Here is an 18,306-nt window from a genome sequence, read left to right as displayed (position 1 = left end):
TCACTTTTGTTTCTTCGTCATTGATTCCCATCTTTTTAATTCATGTTCTTTTGCTGATTCATATCTAAGCAGCAGTTCTTTTTCTTTTTCCATATATGCATCTTCTGGTATTTCTCCAAGCTCATACATCATTTGAAGATGAACGATTTTTTGCTGAATAAAAGAAACGTCATACAGTTCCTTATCCGCTTCTTCTTTGATTTTTTGCCCAACTTTAACAATGAGCGTGACAGGAGATAACAGCAGTTTATGAATCATACATTCTCTTCTACTTTTAATTGAATATTGATAAAGTTATAAGCGGCCCACGGTCCGGAATATTTAAAATCGGCTTTGTGCTTCCACTTTTCATACAGATCATTTACACGTTCATCAAACTGCGCTTCTTTTTCTCGATCAATTAAAAATGAAGCATTCAAAAGCATCGTTTCAACAATAGGAGGGTTAAGTCTAGACGCTTCAGCCATCGGTTCTAAATGTTGATACAGCTCTTTTTTACAGTCATGCTGAAGCTTTAAAAAGAATTTCTGAGCTGTTTCTCCGTGCGCAATTTGTTTATAAAAATCAGCACTGGCAGAACGCGGATTTCGCACTTGCTGCAAAGAAGAGTCTTGCCCCACTTTTTGTTTCAGCCAGTCCGCTTTCCCAATTACTTTTAGTCCGACTTCTATTTTTCCTTTTAACTGTGGGAAAAGGGAGGAGAACTGTGGATATAAGTTTTCTAACAGCATTTCAACATCTTGTTGACTATGAAATACATTGCCAAAGCTGATTGGAATGACCGAATCATGCTTATTCATTACTTTGGAAATCACCTGCTGGTGCGCTGTGACATTCTCTTTTGTAGGATGATAAATTTTAAGAGGAAAGGCAGCGGCCACTATAGCTGCATCTCGGTAGTGAATGGTAAAAGTAGATCGTTCCTCGTGATCAATCGTGACGCTGCCAAACGTATGCGCCTCGGTGGCAGGAATGCTGCAAAAAATGTAAATGCCCGTTGCTTCACTCATCGATTTCTGTTTCATTCCTTTCCTTTAAAATAATAGGCTTACTTCTCTGCTGGGGAGCTTCGGTAGCGCAGGCTGGTACGTGAAAAAGACGTAATGTTATGCTGCTTATTGACCAGCACTTCATAGATACCAAGCAGTTCATCTTTTGCATAGCGCCTCATATACTCCTGTTCTTCAAAAGCTTCAAGTGTTATTTTCCATCCTCCATTTTGAATCGATTCATACGAAATAATTCGATGAGGAGGAGCGACGTGTTCTTTAAAAAAATCAGTCACGGATTCCATGATTTCGGCTACTTTCACTTCTCTAATCCACCTTTATGAGTTTATAAATCTAAATCTTGCAAAAGGTTTAGCTGTTCAAGTTTGTTTCCGCTGTTATTGGAAGAAAGGAAATCTTCTCTTTCGTTATGAAGCAGCCGAATGGCCTCAGCGTACCTCAGCCATGTGTCCACGCTCGCAATCACGATTCTAGCTTCAATGGTAATCAATTCAATACCAATAACGGAAATACGAGCGAATACGTCAATTACCACACCTTTATCTAAAATGCGGTCAACTACTTCAGCTAGACTAGAACAATCGTTTGATTTGTTAATCGTCATGATGAAAACCCTCTCATGTTGCATAATAGAATAGATGCGTTTGCTAATCTTGCTATTAATGTGCGTGATGTTGTAAAAAATATACAAATAAAACGTACATAAATGTAAAAATAGTATAAAATACCATGATTATTTTTGTTTAGATACGGGTAAAGTTAAGTACATTACTTTTATCCATTGATGATTGAAAACACATACATAAAAAACAAAGGGAGTGGAGAAAGATGAGAAAAGAAGAGCAGCCGGTATTATCTGATTTTATTGAAAAGGACCAATTTGAGTTAAATTCATATTTAACCTCTTTACTTGAAACGACAAGTGAAAAAAAGAAAATCAAAGTTGATGAGTTGAAAACATAAAGGGCTACTTTCCATGTGGAAAGTAGTTTTTTCATTTGTGAACTTGATATATTGGACAAAGAGGTGAGAAAGATGAACCAAAAAGACGTGGTTTCGAAAAGTATTTTAACAAAAGCGACCGGCTTTTTGGCATCCGGTTATACTCATAGTTTAAATCCGTATGCTGGATGTACATTATCCTGCAAATTTTGCTACGTGCGAGAACTACCAATTCAGCGTTTTAAAGAAATGGAGTGGGGAACGTGGTTAGAACTGAAATTCAACGCAGCTGAAGTCTATCAAAAAGAAATACAAAAACTGCGAAAAAAAGAGCAGCCGGTGTGCATTTTTATGTCTTCAGCGACAGATCCCTATCAGCCGGCTGAGCGTAAAGCAGGCATCACTCGGGCTCTTTTAGAAACAATGATCAATCATCCGCCTGATTTTTTACTGATTCAAACAAGATCGCCGCTTGTGACGAGAGATATTGATTTGCTTTTACAGCTTCAAAAAGTATGTGACCTTCGCGTATCGATGACTATTGAAACAGACCGAGAAGATGTAAAACAAATTTTTTCTCCTTATGCTCCGGGGATGAAACTTCGTATGAATGCGTTAAAAAAAGTAAAAGAAAGCGGAATTTTAACGCAAGTAGCCATTGCTCCAATGCTTCCTTTCACGCCTGAATTTCCTGAGAAAATAGAAGGAATGATGGACCGGATTTGCATTGATACCTTGTACTTAGGAGACGGTTCCTTAGGTAAAACGTCTAAAAGGCTAGGGATGCCGGAACTATTTGATCAGCACGGTTTCCTAGACTGGTATGACAAAGACATTCATATCAAAGCCATTCGTTATTTTGAAAAATTTTATCCTTCTTCGATGATTTATCTTTCTCAAGAAGGGTTTGCGCCGTAAAAAAAGAAGGGCCTATATAGCCCTTCTTTTCTCCATATTAATTTTTATACGTATCAAACATGTTTGTGTCATCAGGTACGTTTTCTAAATAACTGATCTTCCCGTTTTTATCTAGCTTAGCAATATCTTTTCCTGTTTGAGTAAATACGCTGCCAGATGCACGTTTTCCGCATACTGCCCAAGGCGTTTCAAACATGTCCGTACCTTCAACTGCTTTCCAGCCTTCGAACATATGCTTAATATCAGCATTTTCTTTAAAAACCATTTTCACAAACAGCTTCCAGTTTTCAATGCCTTGCTTTTCGTGGCCGTTTAAGACAAATACGATATCGTCTGAAAAAAGGCTCACCAATTCTTCAAATGCTTGTTCGCTTGTACGTGATTGATCGAATAAATCAAAATATCTATTTAAGTTTTCCATGATAATCTCCTTTGGGTGCTACAGCACCATTTTTTCTTCTACAGTTGCTTTTAGCATGTCCAGGTTTTCTTTTGGACATTTTTTATGAATTTCATTTGTAAGCGTGGCAATGGTTTGCCGTTTTAAAATGGACTGCCATGAAGATTCGGCTTCTTCCATTAAATCGGATAATAAGCAAATATCTTTGTCTTTTAAATTAAGCATATCGTGAAAAATACCGCTTGATGAATAAAGAGACTGCTTGCCTTCAATGGCTACGTATACGTCATAGATTCGAATTTCTTCCGGCGTTTTCTTTAAGCGAAATCCACCTTTGCTACCAGGAACGGAAGCAAGTAAATCAGCGCTAACCAGCTTGCGAAGAAGCTTTTGAAAATACGTAGGCGAGCCCCCAAGCTGAGTGCTGATAACATCTCCTGGCAGCACAGCTTTTTCAGGTAAAAACGTAAGCAGCAAAATGGCATACACCGATTGCTCAACGCCTGTTTTCATGTGCAAAAACATCATCTCCTGCTATATGTGTACAACGTGGATAATATTTATCCACGTTTAGGTTATCATACCGCTTATGAAGCAAAAAGTAAAGCAGTTACTTAATATACACGCGATATTCGTGTATACTGTGAAAGAAGCAGCAACAAAATACGGAGATGAGAGAATGACAACTATTGCAGATATCGCTCGGCTTGCAGGAGTAGCAAAAAGCACTGTATCCCGCTACCTTAACGGAGGGTCTGTGAGCGATGCGACGAAACGAAAAATTGAAGGAATTATTAAAGAAACAAACTATAGCCCAAATGCTTTTGCTCAAAGCTTAAAAGCAAAAAAAACAAATATCATCGGTGTCATTGTTCCGCGCATGGGTTCTTTTGCGACTTCCCGCACATTAGATGGCATTGACCAAGAACTTAGAGACCACCACTATCAAATGATTGTTTCCAATTCTAATCAAGATTTAGAAAGAGAAATTGAAAATATTTATACGCTGGCTAAGCAGAAGGTAGCCGGTATTATTTTGCTTGCCGTTCAGATTACAAAAGCTCATTTGGAAGCGTTCCGTACGATTTCAATTCCCGTTTTGCTAATTGGACAGGAGCATAAAGAAGTTCACAGTTTAATTCACCAAGATTACGAGGCTGCATGCGACATTGGAAGGTACATAGGGGAAAAAGGGCATAAAAAAATTGCTTTTTTAGGCGTAACTGAAAAAGACATAGCTGTAGGTGTAAAGAGAAAAGAAGGGGTAAAGCAAGGTCTTAAAGACAGCGATTGCGAGATCCGCTGTTATGAAACAAGCTTTAACATGAGCGATGCAATCGGAGCAGCTACGGCAGTGATGAAAGAATTTAACCCGTCCATGATTGTATGTGCGACCGATAACATTGCGCTTGGTACGTTAAAGGCAGCTTATTTAAACGGACTGCGCGTTCCTGAAGATGTATCCATTACCGGCTTTGGAGGCTATGAAATTACAGGTGTGATTCATCCGAGCTTAACAACCGTAAAATATTACTATAAAGAAGCGGGCCAAATGGGAGCACAGCGAATTATCAAGCTAGTTAACGGCGAAGAAGTTGAAAAGCTTACACTTTCGAACTATGAATTGATTGAAAGAGAAAGCGTTGACAATCGTTTTACATAAAAAATGATTGACAGAATGTAGGAGATGCTATAGTATAAATGGTGTAAATACAAACAAATAACTGAACGTATCTCCTAAAGGGGAGTAGCTTTAACAGCAAAGTCGTCATTACAGAGATTATCTCTCGGCTTTGTTGGCGACATTATGTTGTTAGCAAGACCTTTACCGCTTATTTGGTAAGGGTCTTTTTTGTATTTAATTATAAAAAAGGAGGAAAAGGCTCGGACATTTAGAGGAGAAACGTTACATAAAAAGAGAAGGTGGAGGTAACTATGGAGGAACTAATTGGCGTATCAGTGCAAGGTTTGCTGCAAATTATTTTTCTTGATTTAATTTTAAGCGGAGATAACGCGATTGTGATTGCAATGGCGGCTCGTAACGTACCAAAAGACTTACAAAAAAGAGCGATTTTAATTGGAACAGGCGGCGCGATTGGTCTTCGATTATTATTTGCGGCTATTATTGTCCCATTATTAAAAATTCCATTAATCGGAGCGGTCGGCGGCTTGATGCTAGTCTGGATCGCGTATAAATTATTAGCCGATAATCACGAACACGGCGATAACCCTCAAGGTGGAGCAACGGTATGGAGTGCGGTTAAAACGATTATTATCGCAGATGCGGTCATGTCATTAGATAACGTATTAGCTCTAGCTGGTGTAGCTCATGAATTTGTTCCAATTATGATTGGTGTATTAATTTCAATTCCGATTATTATTTGGGGAAGCAGCTTTATTATGAAAGCAATGGAAAAATTTCCGATTATCATTTACGCTGGAGCGGCGATGCTCGCATGGTCTGCTGGAAAAATGATTGTTGAAGATAAAATTATTGGTGGATTTGTTCCAAGTACAGCTTTACATCTTGCTGTTCAAGTTATCTTAACGATTGCAGTTGTAAGTATTGGATACATGAAAAACAAAAAAATGAAAAAAGAACAAGCCCACGCAGCTTAATAAAAAAAGAGCGTACGGATGATCCGTACGCTCTTTTTTATGATTCGGGATAGTGCATAAGTAAAAAAAAGCTTGCTTCTTCTTCAGATGAATTGATATAGCTGTGAGAGGTATTTCCTGAAAAATGCAGAGCGTCTCCTGAGACTAATTCATGTTCTTCACTTTCAAAACGAACCGTTAATTCTCCTTCTTTAATAAGTAAGTATTCATCTCCTAAGTGAGTTTTTGCTTCGTGCACGCATCCGGGCTTTAATGTGACAATGTAAATTTCAAACTTTTTTTCCGGGTGATAAGGAAAAAAAGAATACACTAAGTAATCACCTTTGTTGTCCGTGATGGGATCTAGCTGTTTTATGCTTACTTTCTGCACATCCGGAGTGTCTTCTTTTATAAATACAGAAAAAGAGACTTGAAGGCCGTTCGCAATCTTCCAAAGCGTAGTAACTGTCGGACTGGATTTACCTTTTTCAATTTGTGCAAGCATTGCTTTGCTCACACCTGTTAATTCAGAAACTTGATCAAGCGTCAAATTTCGATTTTTTCGTAGTTTAACAAGATTTTTAGCAATAATATCTTGAATCGCGTCCATTGTTGTACTCCTTTAATGATTATAAAGATAGTATAACATACCGTTGTTTAATATAACGTATAGATGTATAATATAGCAGAAAAGGAGGGAGTACGGTGATCGCAGAAAAAGCAGTACAGCAGAGAGAAAAAGTGGATCTAACGTTCAGACAAGGGGCCAAGGACTGTGTCCCTACGCTACTCGGTTACATAAGCATAGGGCTTGCCGCCGGGATTGTCGGCGTGTCCTCGCATCTTTCCGTTATGGAAGTTACTTTATTATCAGCGCTCGTGTATGCCGGGGCTGCTCAGTTTATTATTTGTGCACTGATGGTTGCGAACAGTTCGATTTCAGCTATTATTCTCACAACATTCATCGTTAACTTACGACATTTTCTTTTGAGTGCTACGGTCGCACCTAAATTCGCAAAATATTCGTTATTAAAAAACGTCGGAATTGGAGCGCTTCTGACGGATGAATCATTTGGAGTGGCTTCAAATAAAATTGCAAAAGGGGAGCCAATTAATGACCGCTGGATGAACGGATTAAATATAACGGCTTACGTCAGCTGGATTATCGCCTGTACGATGGGAGCCATTTTTGGGCATTTGCTATCTGACCCGGAAGCCTTTGGATTTGATTTTGCCTTAACGGCTATGTTTTTAGCTCTGCTTGTTTTACAAATCGAAAGCGTGTTACCTTCAAAACTTAATCATTATTTACGTTTAATTCTTTATATGGCGATTATTATGATTGTGCTGTCTTTTTTGGTACCTTCACATGTAGCTGTCTTAATTTCAACGATTATTGTAGCGACGATTGGGGTGGTGACGGATAAATGAGTATCCACTATTCAACACTTATCATTATTTTAGGGTGTGCCCTTGTTACCGTAGTTCCTCGTATTGTTCCGTTTTTAGTTGTGCGTAACATCGCGCTGCCAGAACCCGTATTAAAATGGCTGTCCTATATTCCTATTTGTATTTTAACAGCACTTGTTGTACAGAACTTTATCATTCAAACAAATGACAGTGTGAAAATTAACTGGCCCGTCATCATCGTAGTTATTCCAACCTTACTGATTGCGCTGAAAACAAAAAGTTTATCTCTCACCGTTATTAGCGGAGTTGGAATGATGGCGCTGCTTCGTTTGTTTTTATTTTCATAAAAGAGGCTTTTCGTTTAGTTGAAGATAAAATTGAGTCTACTCATAATATGTTCATTCATAAAAAAGAAGCATCTTTTATAGCTCTACCATGCTTTTAAAAGGTGCTTCTTTTTTATTATACGTCTGTTGAAACAGGCAAGCTGCTTAGCGTTGTAAAACAAAAAGCCATTTTTTTTGCAAAATGCAAAGGAGGCTCTACAGATTGAATATGAAGATACATAAGGACGGGTTCTGTAAAAAGCCAATGGTTATGCAAAGCGCTTACGATAAGACCTTGCCGCGCAGCAGCTTCTGTAAAACGAGGGATTTCTTCTTGCAAAATAGCAATCTCAGCCAAGTTTAACGCGTTTCCCTGCGCGTCTATCGCCTCAAATGATACGCCAACCGGAACGACAGAGCTGCTTTTCCGCCCTTGAACAGAAGCCTGAAAGCTTCTTTTAAGCGACACTGAGCATCCTGTTGGACTAACTTTGCTTTTAGCGTTTAAAATCTGGCCAAACTGCTGACATATCTCACTTGTAGTATACATATAAGCCCCTGCCTTTCTTCTATACTCTTAGTAAGCTTTATGACATAAGAGCTTCACTTATGCAAACCGTGTTCTTATAAAAAAATCCTCTTCACGATGAAGAGGATTTTTTTATTATTCAGCATGCGATGAACGTTCGTTTAGCAAATTTTCATAAAAACGAGCAAGTGAAGCAGAAAGGTATGGAATAGACCATAAAAAGCCGATTCCTACTGTAATAATACTTAATAAAAACCAGCCAAGAAAGCTTAGCAGCAGGAGGAAGTACTGTCCTTTATAACCATTCATCAACCTGCGGCTTTCTGTAATCGCTTGATTCATCGAGTAAGTAGGATTGTCTTTACAAATATAGTACGTTTGTGAATATGCCAGTGCTTTAATAATTCCAGGAATCAGTAAGAGCAGTGACCACAGCATCACATAAAGAGTCATAAGTACATAAATTCCTAATGACTTTACATAAAGGCCAAAGTCTTGGAATGTTTTAAACAAGTGCCCCAATCGAACAGATTCACCTCGTGCTAGACCTAAAAATGCCCAGTAGTTCGCCATCAGAAGAGGCGAGAAGACAATAGCAAAGGCAGTTGAAATCCATGAAGCGGAATCAGATTCATCTTTCATCCAATTGTCATAGCCTCCGCTTGCCACAATTTCAAATGGAATAGGCAGAAGCGTATATACTCCGTACGTCACCACCGTCAGTAGAATCGCAAGTCCCCAGCGATTCTTTAAAGAAGCTTTAGCTTCTCTTTTAATCGTACCGATGTTCATGTTGTTCCTCCTTTAATGTTGCAAAACAGTATCTTTTTGCTCGTATTAACATGTAAACCATGCACAATTGTTAATTTTGTATGAAATGAAAATAATAGTCAATAGGTTCTGAGATGAAAAGAGCGCTCTTGCAAAAAAATTTACTAGACAGATAGAAATCTCTAAGTAGGTACAATCTGCTTTTGAATAAGGAGGAGGTGCAAAAGCACTGTGTGCGATGTTTTATTTTAGTATGAAGTGAAACCCTCATGGAAAGACTTTCTAAGATAGGAGGGATTTCTATGTTTGAAATGATTAAAATGATGCAACAAGTCTTAAACGAAAAAGAATTTTCTTATTGGGTTCATCAAGATCTTTTTAGTTTTCAGTGGTGGCTCATAGTAGTGATAAATGCACTTTTCCTGCTGCTTTTTTACTTTTTTATTGATAGACAGCGTCTCTTTTTTATGCTTCTCGTTTTTTTTATCAGCTTTGATATAGTCGGCTTGGTAGATGAATTCGGTAAATTTTTTAATCTGTGGTGCTATCCTCACCAGATGCTTCCATTTACCGATCGCTTCAATACGGTTGACTTTGCTATTATTCCGGTAAGTATCGCACTCGTCTACCAATTTTTTAGCAAATGGAAATCTTTCTTTATCGCACATATTATTACGTCTGCCGTTATTGCTTTTATAGGCATTCCGATATTCAAAGCGCTGTATTTGTACCAATTGCTGAACTGGTCGATGTTTTATTCATTTCTTACCGTATTCGTCATGGGAATTGTCGTGAAAATGATTAGCGATTGGATTGCGGGTAAGAAGAGAGGCTATAGCGTTAGCTAAACAAACAATACTCCTGTCTATTTGAGATAGGAGTATTATTTGTTTAAGGGAAAACGGCAGTATTCCTTTATAATAAATGTAAGAAAGAATGAGAGGAGACTGTGAAAGTGGAAAAAGCGAATATCACCCGAACATTTTATGAGTTAGAATGCAGCCACTTAAAATCAGAGATACGAACCTCTGCTAAAGAGCTTTCAAACATTCTTGCAGATGGTTACGTGGAGTTTGGCAGTTCAGGAAGGGTATGGAAACGAAAAGATTACAATAACAATCATGTACTTTCGCCAGATGTATTTGAGATCTCTCATTTTCATGTAGACGTATTGTCTCCTGACTGCGTATTAACTACCTATCATCTTATGAACCATACGGCAGAAAAAAAGACGCTTCGCAGTTCTATTTGGCGAAAAAGAGAAGAAAAGTGGCGCTTGTTTTTCCATCAAGGCACAGTGACAAACGGTGAGTAATAAATAAGATTATTCGGTTATTATTATACTTTCCCTCTATTTGATGCTATGATGAAAGTATATTTTGACGTAAGGGATGTTTTGAAATGAGCAAAAATAACGTAAAAAAAGAAGTGTTTTCATGGATTAAGTCCATTGTTATTGCATTGGTTATTGTAGTGGGAGTTCGCCATTTTTTATTTGCGCCAACTACGGTTCACGGTGAATCGATGTATCCAACGTTTGAAGATTCAAATCGCGTTATTTTAAATAAAATCAGTGATGTTGATCGCTTTGATATGATTGTATTTCATGCACCGGATGCAGATGAAAATTATATTAAACGTGTAATTGGACTGCCAGGAGATACGGTAGAAATGAAAAACGACGTTCTGTATATTAACGGAAAAGCTTATAAAGAGCCGTATTTAAAAGAATCTAAAAAATCTCTTGCACCTAATGAAAAATTCACGGAAGATTTTACGCTTCAAACGCTGCCCGCAACTGATGGCAAAGTGAAAGTGCCGAAAAATTCACTGTTTGTAATGGGTGACAACCGTCCTGTAAGTCATGATGGACGAGCATTTGGCTTTATTTCACAAAAATCAGTGATCGGAAAAGTGCAGTTTCGCTACTATCCGTTAAATGAAGTGGGCGAACCGAAATAAAAAAGATAGAAAGACTGACGAAATTTAATCCGTCAGTCTTTTTTTGTTGGGTGAAAAGAACTGATTTTAAAAAAACGATTTGCTTTATGCAAGTTAAACATCTTCTAAGAAATTAGTAAATTAGATCTTGTTTTTTTCTTTATTTAGGAAATCATAAGGGTGTTTAAAAAGGGACTTCTAGGTACCTATGTTACTTCAAAGTAAGAGGTAGTACTGATAGATAAGCAGTTTTTATGGGTATACAGATATATGAAGATAAAGAAGTAAGGATTTTGGAAAGGAGCAGGTCAGCATGAAAAACGTATTAATCATTAATGGACACGAGTATTATAAAAAGTCAAAAGGAGAGTTAAACCAGACGATTTTTAATGAAATGCAGCATTTACTCGCTGATCAATTTGACATTAAAACAACGGTGGTTGATAAAGGCTACGAAGTAGAAGAAGAAATTGAAAAGTGGCTATGGGCTGATGTTGTGATTATGCAGACGCCTATTTACTGGTTCAGCATTCCCGGAAAGTTTAAGCAATATATTGATCGCGTGTATATGGATAACATTTTCTTTAAAGGTTCAAATCAATACGGGAGAGGCGGCTTATTAACGGGGAAAAAATACATGTTTTCTCTCACGTGGAATGCGCCGGAAGCTATTTTTAACAATGACGAAGCTTTCTATGAAGGAAAAAGTTTAGACGAAGCCATTATGCATTTGCATAAAATGAATCAGTACGTCGGTATGAGTCCACTTCCAACATACTCTATTCACGATGTAGTCAAACATCCAAACGTTGATCACTACAAGCATAAATTAAAAAATCATGTAGCAGAAGTATTTGGAATAGGAGAGAATCAATAAAAGTATAGCCGTTCGTTTTCTAAGAGTATCCTTAGATTTTACAGCTAGTGAAAGAAAAAAACATAAAAAAGCTGCTTTCTATACATTACATGTATAGAAAGCAGCTTTTTTACGTGACAGTTTCAAACTTCAGGGTGTGAGGTGGGATAGTTTTTGTTTACCCGTCTATACCTAAATAAAACAATCTAAATGATAATAAAGTAGAAATTATTTATTCCGTTTGTTTATAAATTGTTTAAATATAAGTTGAAGGCGTTTAGCTTTGGAAAATAAGGGAAGAAACATACTAACTTGCCTGTGTATATTTAGAAAAGGAGGGATAAAGATGTCGTTAGCTCATTTTGATGATATTTCAGAAATTTGCTATGCATGTGAAAAACAACCTCTTGGGAAAAGACAAAAACGCATTGGCGTATGGACGGAAAAAGAAATGAGAAAGCCTGTTGAAGAGAGAGTAGAAAATCAGAAGGTGGTCGCCCTTTCTCGTTAATGTAAAAAAGCCTTTAGCTCATCTAAAGGCTTTTTTACATATTGGCGTTTGGACATGTGTGAAGGATCATAGAAGCAATCGTTATAAATCTTCTAGTCTTTGAACTTTTTTGCCTTCTATTTTATGCTGTTCCATCGTTTCTTTTAACTCTTTGTTCGCCGTTGTCATCGTCGTTTCATTTGTTACGCCCATAAATGACCAGCCGTGAGATTCAAGCCAGTACTTGAATTCCCGCAAAAACTCTTCCTGCGTTCCTCCCGTATGATAAAAAGCTCCTTGAATCGTAATAGCCGGTTTTTCCGTATTATACGTTACATACATTTTATTTGCACACATCCAAATGGACCTCCTTTATTAATAAACAAACGTAAATTGACAAAGAAGCGCTGAATCATTCCTCAATAGTTACACTATTTCTCTATTTGACTGCTGTTTTCCTTTTTATCTCTGCGATTAATCATAATTAAATCAAGTTTTTTACAGAAAGAGGAATGTAAGTAAACAGATAAAAAGCTCGTTTCGCAATGAAATCGTCATATTTCTACATATTCTTTAAGGGTCATGTAAAAGTTGTAACATAATGAATGGCACTGTAAGAAACTTAATCCAATTAGAACAAATGTTACTGTTTTTTTTAATGAAAAGGCGAATCTATGTGCTAAGGTAATAACAAGTTCAAATTTTAGGAGGTAGTTTTTGTGAGTAAAAAACGTGTAAAAAAATGGGCAGTTGCTTCTGCAGCGTCTGTAGCATTTCTAGCAAGTCAAGGAACAGCATCAGCAGCAGCTTCGCACAAAGTCGTAAAAGGAGATACCTTGTGGGGGCTTGGCCAACAAAATGGGGTTACGGTAGATGAGCTGAAAGGTGCTAATAACCGCCAAAACGACATGATTTACGTTGGAGAAACATTAACGATTCCTGACCAGGGACAAGCACAACCTGCCGCTAGTCCGGCAACATCTATACATACAGTAGCACAAGGCGAAACGTTATATCATATTGCAACACAAAACGGCATGACTGTGGATCAGTTAAAAGCTGTTAACGGTTTACAAAGTGATATCATTTCCATCGGACAAACATTAAAACTTCAAGGAGAAGCACCGGCGCCGGCACAAACTGCTCCGTCTACATCGGTTTCTGCACAAGATCAAGACTTACTAGCTAGATTAGTAGAAGCAGAAGCAAAAGGTGAGCCGTACCAAGGAAAAGTAGCGGTAGCAATTGTGGTATTAAACCGTGTAGCTTCACCAGAATTCCCAAATAACATTCACGACGTTATTTATCAGCAGCTAGGAAACGGCGTATATCAATTTTCACCAGTAGCAAACGGAGCAATTAATCAGCCTGCATCAGAAGAGTCAAAACGAGCGGTAAGCGAAGCAATATCAAACCCGCATGAAAACGATGCGCTGTTTTTCTATAATCCGAAAATCGCTGAAAGCCAATGGGTTGCAACGCAGCAAGTAACGGCAGTTATCGGAAACCATGTATTTGCAAAATAAGTAGATTTCTTTCAAATATAAACATATATTTCATATATATGTAATATTCATACAAAGAGTCTGCTACAAAAGTATCTTGGTTAAAGTAAAATCCAAACTATTAATATTGATAGTTTGGATTTTTTTGTTATGGTGAACGTAGGTTTCGTATATGTAGAGGTACTTCTAGCTGTTGATTGGAGGGGAAGGAGAAGACTCCTGGGGAGAAAATGGAACAAATGAGACCCCGCAGGAGCCCATGCAAAGAGGAGGCTTATCGGCCGCCCGCGGAAAGCGAGGCCTTGCACGGAAATCAACAGCGGTGAAACAAGCAGTCCAGATCATTTATTCCTATTATTCGTCTTTAAATGAGGGCGAGTTAGGTATGTTTTAATCTCTTATGTATGAAGAGAGAAATAGCTATTTTTAAGTCTAATTGAACCTTAAAATGCCTTAACAGATGGATCTGTTAAGGCATTTTTTGCTTAAATTTTAAGAAAACCATTGATTATTTAGAGAATAATGATATGATAAAGAAAGTCGATTGATAATGATAATCATTTACACATGATGAAGGAGGAGATAACTAGACTTATAGAGAGAAGAAAGGAGTAAGGAAAGTTGAAGTTTTATCAGTTAATTCTTGTGTTTGCTGTACTATCGATTTTGTCTCTTTTTGTAGGAGTACAAGATCTGTCAGCGATGGATCTGTTTCATTTAACAAAAGAAGAAAGCCAAACGCTGTTTTTTAGTCGTTTTCCTAGGCTTTTAAGTATTATTATGGCGGGAATGAGCCTTAGTATTTGCGGATTAATTATGCAGCAAATTACGCGAAATAAGTTTGTCTCTCCAACAACTGCAGGAACGATGGACTGGGCAAGACTTGGTGTGTTGATTTCTCTACTAGTATTTGCTTCAGCAAGTCCTCTATTAAAAATGAGCATTGCTTTCATTTTCTCACTTGCGGGCAATCTATTGTTTATGAGAATACTAGACAGAATTAAATTTAACGATACGATTTATATTCCACTAGTTGGTTTAATGCTCGGCAGTATCGTAAGTTCCCTAGCTACCTTCATCGCTTACAAATACGATTTGATTCAAAACCTTTCTTCATGGCTGCAAGGCGACTTTTCGCTAGTAGTCAAAGGGCGATATGAACTTTTATACCTGAGTATACCGCTCTTAATAATTGCTTATCTTTTCGCAGATAAGTTCACGGTTGCTGGTATGGGAGAAAGCTTTTCAATCAATTTAGGCGTGAAATACAAACAAATCGTAAACATTGGATTAGTCATTGTTTCGCTTATTACGTCGATTACGATTTTGACCGTTGGCATGCTGCCTTTTTTAGGATTAATCATCCCCAATATCGTATCGATTTACCGTGGAGATCATTTGCGAAAAAGCCTGCCTCATACAGCGCTGCTTGGAGCTGTGTTCGTACTTGCGTGCGATATTTTAGGCAGAGTCATTATTTTCCCTTATGAAATCTCTATTGGGCTAATGGTCGGTGTAATAGGAAGTGCGATCTTTCTTTTTATGCTGATAAGGAGAGGTCGTTATGCATAACAAACATAAAATCATCATTCTCGCCGCGCTGGCCAGTTTATCAGTGGCGCTGTTTATCAGCTACGATTTAGGCTACTGGCAGTACACGCTGCCGCGAAGAATTGAAAAAGTCGCTGCGATTGTTTTAACCGGAGGAGCGATTGCGTTTTCGTCCGTTATCTTTCAAACGATTACTAATAATCGAATTCTAACTCCTAGTATTCTAGGACTGGATTCACTGTATTTATTTCTGCAAACGTTTATTGTGTACATCTTTGGCTCGACGAATATTGTCATCATGAACAAAAATCTTAACTTTCTTTTTTGCGTTTCGCTGATGATTATCTTTTCGGTCTTGCTGTACATACTGATGTTCAAAAAAGCCGGTAAGAATATTTTCTTTATTTTACTGGTTGGAATTGTGTTCGGAACGTTATTTAAAAGCATGTCTTCCTTTATGGAAATGCTGATTGACCCGAATGAATTTCAAGTTGTACAAGATAAATCATTTGCAAGCTTTAACAATGTGAATACCGATTTGCTATACATAGCAGCCGTCATATTTATCCTGCTTGGCATTTACGTGTGGCGCTTTACGTCCATTTTTGATGTCCTTTCCCTTGGAAGAGAACATGCGGTAAATTTAGGGATTGATTATGACGGGCTCGTCAAAAAAATGCTGATTGTGATTGCCATTTTTGTCTCAGTGGCTACAGCGTTAGTTGGGCCGATCACCTTTCTTGGACTGCTTGTTGTGAACCTTGCGAGAGAGCTGTTCAAAACGTACAAGCACACCTATTTAATGATGGGATCACTGCTGCTTAGTGTTATAGCCCTCGTCGGAGGAGAATTTATCGTTGAAAAAGTGTTCACCTTCAGCACAACGCTGAGCGTCATCATTGACTTTGCCGGCGGAATTTACTTTATTTATTTGCTGCTAAAGGAGAATAAATCATGGTAGAAGTAACAAATGTCAGTAAAAAATACGGAGAAAAAACCGTTTTAGAAAAAACATCTGTGGTGATTCCAAAAGGGAAAATCACGTCATTTATCGGCCCAAACGGAGCGGGGAAAAGTACGCTGCTTTCCATTATGAGCCGTCTTATTAAAGCCGACTCAGGATCAATATCAATAGAAGGAAAAAATATAGAGAATATTGACAGCTCGGATTTAGCCAAAAAAATGAGCATTTTAAAACAGTCCAATCAGCTGAATATCAGACTTAGCGTACGTGAACTCGTAAATTTTGGCCGGTTTCCTTATTCAAAAGGCCGGTTAACAAAAAGCGATGAACAAGCGGTTGATCAGGCGCTGAGTTATATGAAGCTTGAAAGTATTCAAGATAAATACTTAGATGAACTGAGCGGAGGACAGTGTCAGCGAGCTTTTATTGCTATGGTCATCGCACAGGACACGGAGTATATCTTCTTAGATGAACCGCTCAATAACTTAGATATGAAGCATTCTGTTGAAATTATGAAGCTGTTGAAACGTCTCGTAGAAGACTTAGGCAAAACCATTGTGATTGTCATTCACGATATTAATTTTGCGTCTGTCTATTCGGATTACATCGTGGCGCTTAAAAACGGTGAAGTGATCCGTGAAGGCCCAACAGAAACCATCATTCAAACATCTGTATTAAAGGATATATACGATATGGATATTCCAATCGAAACGGTTGGCGGACAGCGTATTTGCGTTTATTTTTCATAAAATTTATTCATGAGGTGACAAAAGTGAAAAAAGTGTTAGTAATGTTTGTAGCAGTCTTAACGGCGATTGTTGTGGCCGCTTGCGGTAATCAAGGAGCAAAAGAAACAACAGGTGGAGAAAGTAAGCAAAAAGAAACGGTAACGGTAACCGATCAGTTCAATAAAGACGGAATTAAAATTGAGAAAAATCCTAAAAAAGTTGTAGTATTCAGCATGGGTGCACTTGATACGCTAGATAAACTAGGCGTTGAAGTAGCGGGCTTGCCAAAACAAGCGATTCCTGAGTATTTATCAAAGTATCAAGATGATAAGTATGCGAATGTAGGTGGCTTAAAAGAACCTGATTTCGAAAAGATTGCAGAACTAAAGCCAGACTTAATTATTATTCAAGGCCGCCAAGCAGATTCATTTGATGAATTTTCAAAAATTGCGCCGACGATCTATATCGATACGGACAACCAGCACTATATGAAGTCATTTAAAGAAAACACAAAAGTACTAGGACAAATTTTTGATAAAGAAGATCAAGCGAAAAAAGAGCTAGCAGCAATTGATAAGCAAATTGCAGATTTGAAAAAACAAGCGGACAAACTAGATAAAAAAGCGCTTGTAATGATGGCAAATGACAGCAAAATGACAGCATTTGGTCCAGGGTCTAAATACGGATTAATTCATGATGTATTTGGTATCAAAGCAGCAGACGACAGCCTAGATCCATCGGCTAAGCACGGTCAAAGCATTGCATATGAATATTTAGTTAAGCAAAACCCGGACTACTTATTCGTGGTTGACCGCGGCGCAGCAATTGGTGAAAAATCATCTGCTAAACAAATTGTTGAAAATGAGTATGTAAAAGAAGTCAATGCAGTGAAAAACAATCACGTTGTGTATCTTGATCCAGGTCTTTGGTATTTATCTGGAGGAGGCCTTGAGTCAATGGCAGGCATGATTAAAGAAATCAAAGCAGGGATAGAGAAATAATAGAGAAAAAGGAGCTGGTTTTAACCAGCTCTTTTTTTATGCATGGACTGGGGCAAGCTTTTCCCTGTACCAAATTATGATATGAATAAATACCTTGAATGAAGAAAATTTGTCGAGATGGGCTATCATAACACGCAATTTGATTTTAGGTCAGATCCGCACAGAATGGAAGAAATATTCCAAGGGCAGACGCCAAGCAGAAATGGCGGAGACTTGAGCGTAACGCCTCCACCGGAAGCTTTTCCCGTTCCTCACTTATCTGAAATGCCAAATGAGTACGCTCCAGGTTTAGGAGACATGAACGCTTAAAAATATGCGAATTAGCTTTAGTGAATTAGAACTAAAGTAATTTAAAAAACATTGACT

The 18,306-nt window shown here is 37.9% G+C and carries 27 protein-coding genes and 1 pseudogene; 18 read left to right on the top strand and 10 right to left on the bottom strand.

Going from position 1 to position 18,306, the window contains the following annotated elements; translation table 11 throughout:
* The 4 genes from AC1VNJ_RS07255 to gvpA are packed head-to-tail and all read right to left on the bottom strand — an operon-like array spanning position 1 to position 1,614.
* Positions 1-258, bottom strand: coding sequence for a gas vesicle protein GvpG (locus AC1VNJ_RS07255; RefSeq protein ID WP_482640512.1), 258 nt, complete (start codon positions 256-258; stop codon positions 1-3).
* Positions 255-1,025, bottom strand: coding sequence for a GvpL/GvpF family gas vesicle protein (locus tag AC1VNJ_RS07250; protein ID WP_482640511.1), 771 nt, complete (start codon positions 1,023-1,025; stop codon positions 255-257). Before AC1VNJ_RS07250 ends, AC1VNJ_RS07255 begins: the two co-directional genes overlap by 4 nt.
* 23 nt (positions 1,026-1,048) lie before the next feature.
* Positions 1,049-1,312, bottom strand: coding sequence for a gas vesicle protein GvpO (locus AC1VNJ_RS07245; RefSeq protein ID WP_013057922.1), 264 nt, complete (start codon positions 1,310-1,312; stop codon positions 1,049-1,051).
* A 23-nt stretch (positions 1,313-1,335) separates the two neighbouring features.
* Positions 1,336-1,614: a gas vesicle structural protein GvpA gene (gene gvpA, locus AC1VNJ_RS07240; protein ID WP_029714942.1), complete on the bottom strand. Its 279-nt coding sequence runs from the start codon at positions 1,612-1,614 to the stop codon at positions 1,336-1,338.
* Between the two features lie 224 nt (positions 1,615-1,838).
* Between gvpA and AC1VNJ_RS07235 the strand changes: the two genes are divergently transcribed.
* Together AC1VNJ_RS07235 and AC1VNJ_RS07230 are read left to right on the top strand one after the other, a co-directional pair.
* Positions 1,839-1,973 (top strand): hypothetical protein, encoded by a 135-nt coding sequence (locus tag AC1VNJ_RS07235; RefSeq protein WP_482640510.1) that lies wholly within the window; start codon positions 1,839-1,841, stop codon positions 1,971-1,973.
* A gap of 72 nt (positions 1,974-2,045) precedes the next feature.
* Positions 2,046-2,870, top strand: a complete 825-nt coding sequence (locus tag AC1VNJ_RS07230; RefSeq protein WP_482640509.1) for an SPL family radical SAM protein — start codon at positions 2,046-2,048, stop codon at positions 2,868-2,870.
* Positions 2,871-2,907: 37 nt separating this feature from the next.
* Here the strand turns inward: AC1VNJ_RS07230 and AC1VNJ_RS07225 are convergent, their stop codons facing one another.
* Entirely contained in the window at positions 2,908-3,291 is a 384-nt protein-coding gene (locus AC1VNJ_RS07225) for a nuclear transport factor 2 family protein (protein ID WP_028414480.1), read from the bottom strand.
* Between the two features lie 18 nt (positions 3,292-3,309).
* Positions 3,310-3,789, bottom strand: a complete 480-nt coding sequence (locus AC1VNJ_RS07220; protein WP_013057917.1) for an RrF2 family transcriptional regulator — start codon at positions 3,787-3,789, stop codon at positions 3,310-3,312.
* A 160-nt stretch (positions 3,790-3,949) separates the two neighbouring features.
* On the opposite strand from AC1VNJ_RS07220, the gene AC1VNJ_RS07215 reads away from it, so the two are divergent.
* Together AC1VNJ_RS07215 and AC1VNJ_RS07210 are read left to right on the top strand one after the other, a co-directional pair.
* Positions 3,950-4,933 carry a LacI family DNA-binding transcriptional regulator gene (locus AC1VNJ_RS07215; RefSeq protein WP_028414479.1) on the top strand — a complete coding sequence of 328 codons (984 nt, stop codon included), beginning with the start codon at positions 3,950-3,952 and terminating at the stop codon, positions 4,931-4,933.
* A gap of 272 nt (positions 4,934-5,205) precedes the next feature.
* Entirely contained in the window at positions 5,206-5,889 is a 684-nt protein-coding gene (locus tag AC1VNJ_RS07210) for a TerC family protein (protein ID WP_028414478.1), read from the top strand.
* 37 nt (positions 5,890-5,926) lie between these two features.
* Here AC1VNJ_RS07210 and AC1VNJ_RS07205 read toward each other — a convergent pair whose 3' ends face one another.
* Positions 5,927-6,478 (bottom strand): helix-turn-helix domain-containing protein, encoded by a 552-nt coding sequence (locus AC1VNJ_RS07205; RefSeq protein ID WP_028414477.1) that lies wholly within the window; start codon positions 6,476-6,478, stop codon positions 5,927-5,929.
* Positions 6,479-6,573: 95 nt separating this feature from the next.
* Between AC1VNJ_RS07205 and AC1VNJ_RS07200 the strand changes: the two genes are divergently transcribed.
* Complete coding sequence (locus AC1VNJ_RS07200; protein WP_154992039.1) at positions 6,574-7,299, top strand: AzlC family ABC transporter permease; 726 nt, start codon at positions 6,574-6,576, stop codon at positions 7,297-7,299.
* Positions 7,296-7,625, top strand: coding sequence for an AzlD domain-containing protein (locus AC1VNJ_RS07195; RefSeq protein ID WP_028414475.1), 330 nt, complete (start codon positions 7,296-7,298; stop codon positions 7,623-7,625). Before AC1VNJ_RS07200 ends, AC1VNJ_RS07195 begins: the two co-directional genes overlap by 4 nt.
* A 115-nt stretch (positions 7,626-7,740) precedes the next feature.
* Here AC1VNJ_RS07195 and AC1VNJ_RS07190 read toward each other — a convergent pair whose 3' ends face one another.
* Both AC1VNJ_RS07190 and AC1VNJ_RS07185 read right to left on the bottom strand, forming a co-directional pair.
* Entirely contained in the window at positions 7,741-8,154 is a 414-nt protein-coding gene (locus tag AC1VNJ_RS07190) for a DUF1259 domain-containing protein (protein WP_154992041.1), read from the bottom strand.
* A gap of 114 nt (positions 8,155-8,268) precedes the next feature.
* Positions 8,269-8,925 (bottom strand): DUF975 family protein, encoded by a 657-nt coding sequence (locus AC1VNJ_RS07185; protein WP_028414473.1) that lies wholly within the window; start codon positions 8,923-8,925, stop codon positions 8,269-8,271.
* Between the two features lie 281 nt (positions 8,926-9,206).
* On the opposite strand from AC1VNJ_RS07185, the gene AC1VNJ_RS07180 reads away from it, so the two are divergent.
* The 5 genes from AC1VNJ_RS07180 (at position 9,207) to AC1VNJ_RS07160 (ending at position 12,212) form a co-directional block, all read left to right on the top strand.
* Positions 9,207-9,752: a CBO0543 family protein gene (locus tag AC1VNJ_RS07180; protein ID WP_033580526.1), complete on the top strand. Its 546-nt coding sequence runs from the start codon at positions 9,207-9,209 to the stop codon at positions 9,750-9,752.
* A gap of 107 nt (positions 9,753-9,859) precedes the next feature.
* The gene (locus AC1VNJ_RS07175) at positions 9,860-10,219 is read left to right on the top strand and encodes a nuclear transport factor 2 family protein (protein ID WP_028414471.1); all 360 of its coding nucleotides are present in this window, start codon (positions 9,860-9,862) and stop codon (positions 10,217-10,219) included.
* 86 nt (positions 10,220-10,305) lie between these two features.
* Positions 10,306-10,866 (top strand): signal peptidase I, encoded by a 561-nt coding sequence (gene lepB, locus AC1VNJ_RS07170; RefSeq protein WP_028414470.1) that lies wholly within the window; start codon positions 10,306-10,308, stop codon positions 10,864-10,866.
* A gap of 292 nt (positions 10,867-11,158) precedes the next feature.
* Positions 11,159-11,722, top strand: a complete 564-nt coding sequence (locus AC1VNJ_RS07165) for an NAD(P)H-dependent oxidoreductase (protein ID WP_482640508.1) — start codon at positions 11,159-11,161, stop codon at positions 11,720-11,722.
* A 325-nt stretch (positions 11,723-12,047) separates the two neighbouring features.
* Positions 12,048-12,212 carry a hypothetical protein gene (locus AC1VNJ_RS07160; protein WP_013057894.1) on the top strand — a complete coding sequence of 55 codons (165 nt, stop codon included), beginning with the start codon at positions 12,048-12,050 and terminating at the stop codon, positions 12,210-12,212.
* 81 nt (positions 12,213-12,293) lie between these two features.
* On the opposite strand, the gene AC1VNJ_RS07155 is transcribed toward AC1VNJ_RS07160, so the two are convergent.
* Entirely contained in the window at positions 12,294-12,548 is a 255-nt protein-coding gene (locus AC1VNJ_RS07155) for a hypothetical protein (RefSeq protein ID WP_013057893.1), read from the bottom strand.
* A gap of 362 nt (positions 12,549-12,910) precedes the next feature.
* Between AC1VNJ_RS07155 and AC1VNJ_RS07150 the strand changes: the two genes are divergently transcribed.
* From AC1VNJ_RS07150 to AC1VNJ_RS07120, 7 genes and pseudogenes are all read left to right on the top strand, one after another.
* Positions 12,911-13,717 carry a cell wall hydrolase gene (locus AC1VNJ_RS07150; protein WP_482640507.1) on the top strand — a complete coding sequence of 269 codons (807 nt, stop codon included), beginning with the start codon at positions 12,911-12,913 and terminating at the stop codon, positions 13,715-13,717.
* 172 nt (positions 13,718-13,889) lie between these two features.
* On the top strand, positions 13,890-14,090 hold the full coding sequence (locus tag AC1VNJ_RS07145; protein WP_033580529.1) for a hypothetical protein: 201 nt from the start codon (positions 13,890-13,892) through the stop codon (positions 14,088-14,090).
* 227 nt (positions 14,091-14,317) lie between these two features.
* Entirely contained in the window at positions 14,318-15,268 is a 951-nt protein-coding gene (locus tag AC1VNJ_RS07140; protein WP_482640506.1) for an ABC transporter permease, read from the top strand.
* The gene (locus AC1VNJ_RS07135; protein WP_482640505.1) at positions 15,261-16,208 is read left to right on the top strand and encodes an iron chelate uptake ABC transporter family permease subunit; all 948 of its coding nucleotides are present in this window, start codon (positions 15,261-15,263) and stop codon (positions 16,206-16,208) included. The genes AC1VNJ_RS07140 and AC1VNJ_RS07135 overlap by 8 nt, the downstream gene beginning before the upstream one ends.
* On the top strand, positions 16,202-16,960 hold the full coding sequence (locus AC1VNJ_RS07130; protein WP_028414465.1) for an iron ABC transporter ATP-binding protein: 759 nt from the start codon (positions 16,202-16,204) through the stop codon (positions 16,958-16,960). Before AC1VNJ_RS07135 ends, AC1VNJ_RS07130 begins: the two co-directional genes overlap by 7 nt.
* A gap of 23 nt (positions 16,961-16,983) precedes the next feature.
* A complete protein-coding gene (locus AC1VNJ_RS07125; RefSeq protein WP_033580631.1) occupies positions 16,984-17,940 on the top strand; it encodes a siderophore ABC transporter substrate-binding protein in 957 nt (318 codons plus the stop codon).
* Positions 17,941-17,976: 36 nt separating this feature from the next.
* Positions 17,977-18,249 (top strand): annotated as a pseudogene (locus AC1VNJ_RS07120) (manganese catalase family protein); the annotation flags it as partial.
* Between the last annotated feature and the right edge of the window lie 57 nt (positions 18,250-18,306).

This window comes from Priestia sp. 3CA3, from assembly GCF_056836725.1.
This window is presented reverse-complemented; position numbering and strand designations above follow the sequence as displayed.

What these genes read in the sequence shown, in the direction of transcription:
- AC1VNJ_RS07255 (WP_482640512.1), bottom strand. Translation starts at nt 258, where the DNA reads ATGATTCATAAACTGCTGTTATCTCCTGTCACGCTCATTGTTAAAGTT.
- AC1VNJ_RS07250 (WP_482640511.1), bottom strand. Translation starts at nt 1,025, where the DNA reads ATGAAACAGAAATCGATGAGTGAAGCAACGGGCATTTACATTTTTTGC.
- gvpA (WP_029714942.1), bottom strand. Translation starts at nt 1,614, where the DNA reads ATGACGATTAACAAATCAAACGATTGTTCTAGTCTAGCTGAAGTAGTT.
- AC1VNJ_RS07235 (WP_482640510.1), top strand. Translation starts at nt 1,839, where the DNA reads ATGAGAAAAGAAGAGCAGCCGGTATTATCTGATTTTATTGAAAAGGAC.
- AC1VNJ_RS07230 (WP_482640509.1), top strand. Translation starts at nt 2,046, where the DNA reads ATGAACCAAAAAGACGTGGTTTCGAAAAGTATTTTAACAAAAGCGACC.
- AC1VNJ_RS07225 (WP_028414480.1), bottom strand. Translation starts at nt 3,291, where the DNA reads ATGGAAAACTTAAATAGATATTTTGATTTATTCGATCAATCACGTACA.
- AC1VNJ_RS07215 (WP_028414479.1), top strand. Translation starts at nt 3,950, where the DNA reads ATGACAACTATTGCAGATATCGCTCGGCTTGCAGGAGTAGCAAAAAGC.
- AC1VNJ_RS07210 (WP_028414478.1), top strand. Translation starts at nt 5,206, where the DNA reads ATGGAGGAACTAATTGGCGTATCAGTGCAAGGTTTGCTGCAAATTATT.
- AC1VNJ_RS07205 (WP_028414477.1), bottom strand. Translation starts at nt 6,478, where the DNA reads ATGGACGCGATTCAAGATATTATTGCTAAAAATCTTGTTAAACTACGA.
- AC1VNJ_RS07195 (WP_028414475.1), top strand. Translation starts at nt 7,296, where the DNA reads ATGAGTATCCACTATTCAACACTTATCATTATTTTAGGGTGTGCCCTT.
- AC1VNJ_RS07190 (WP_154992041.1), bottom strand. Translation starts at nt 8,154, where the DNA reads ATGTATACTACAAGTGAGATATGTCAGCAGTTTGGCCAGATTTTAAAC.
- AC1VNJ_RS07185 (WP_028414473.1), bottom strand. Translation starts at nt 8,925, where the DNA reads ATGAACATCGGTACGATTAAAAGAGAAGCTAAAGCTTCTTTAAAGAAT.
- AC1VNJ_RS07180 (WP_033580526.1), top strand. Translation starts at nt 9,207, where the DNA reads ATGTTTGAAATGATTAAAATGATGCAACAAGTCTTAAACGAAAAAGAA.
- lepB (WP_028414470.1), top strand. Translation starts at nt 10,306, where the DNA reads ATGAGCAAAAATAACGTAAAAAAAGAAGTGTTTTCATGGATTAAGTCC.
- AC1VNJ_RS07165 (WP_482640508.1), top strand. Translation starts at nt 11,159, where the DNA reads ATGAAAAACGTATTAATCATTAATGGACACGAGTATTATAAAAAGTCA.
- AC1VNJ_RS07160 (WP_013057894.1), top strand. Translation starts at nt 12,048, where the DNA reads ATGTCGTTAGCTCATTTTGATGATATTTCAGAAATTTGCTATGCATGT.
- AC1VNJ_RS07155 (WP_013057893.1), bottom strand. Translation starts at nt 12,548, where the DNA reads ATGTGTGCAAATAAAATGTATGTAACGTATAATACGGAAAAACCGGCT.
- AC1VNJ_RS07135 (WP_482640505.1), top strand. Translation starts at nt 15,261, where the DNA reads ATGCATAACAAACATAAAATCATCATTCTCGCCGCGCTGGCCAGTTTA.
- AC1VNJ_RS07130 (WP_028414465.1), top strand. Translation starts at nt 16,202, where the DNA reads ATGGTAGAAGTAACAAATGTCAGTAAAAAATACGGAGAAAAAACCGTT.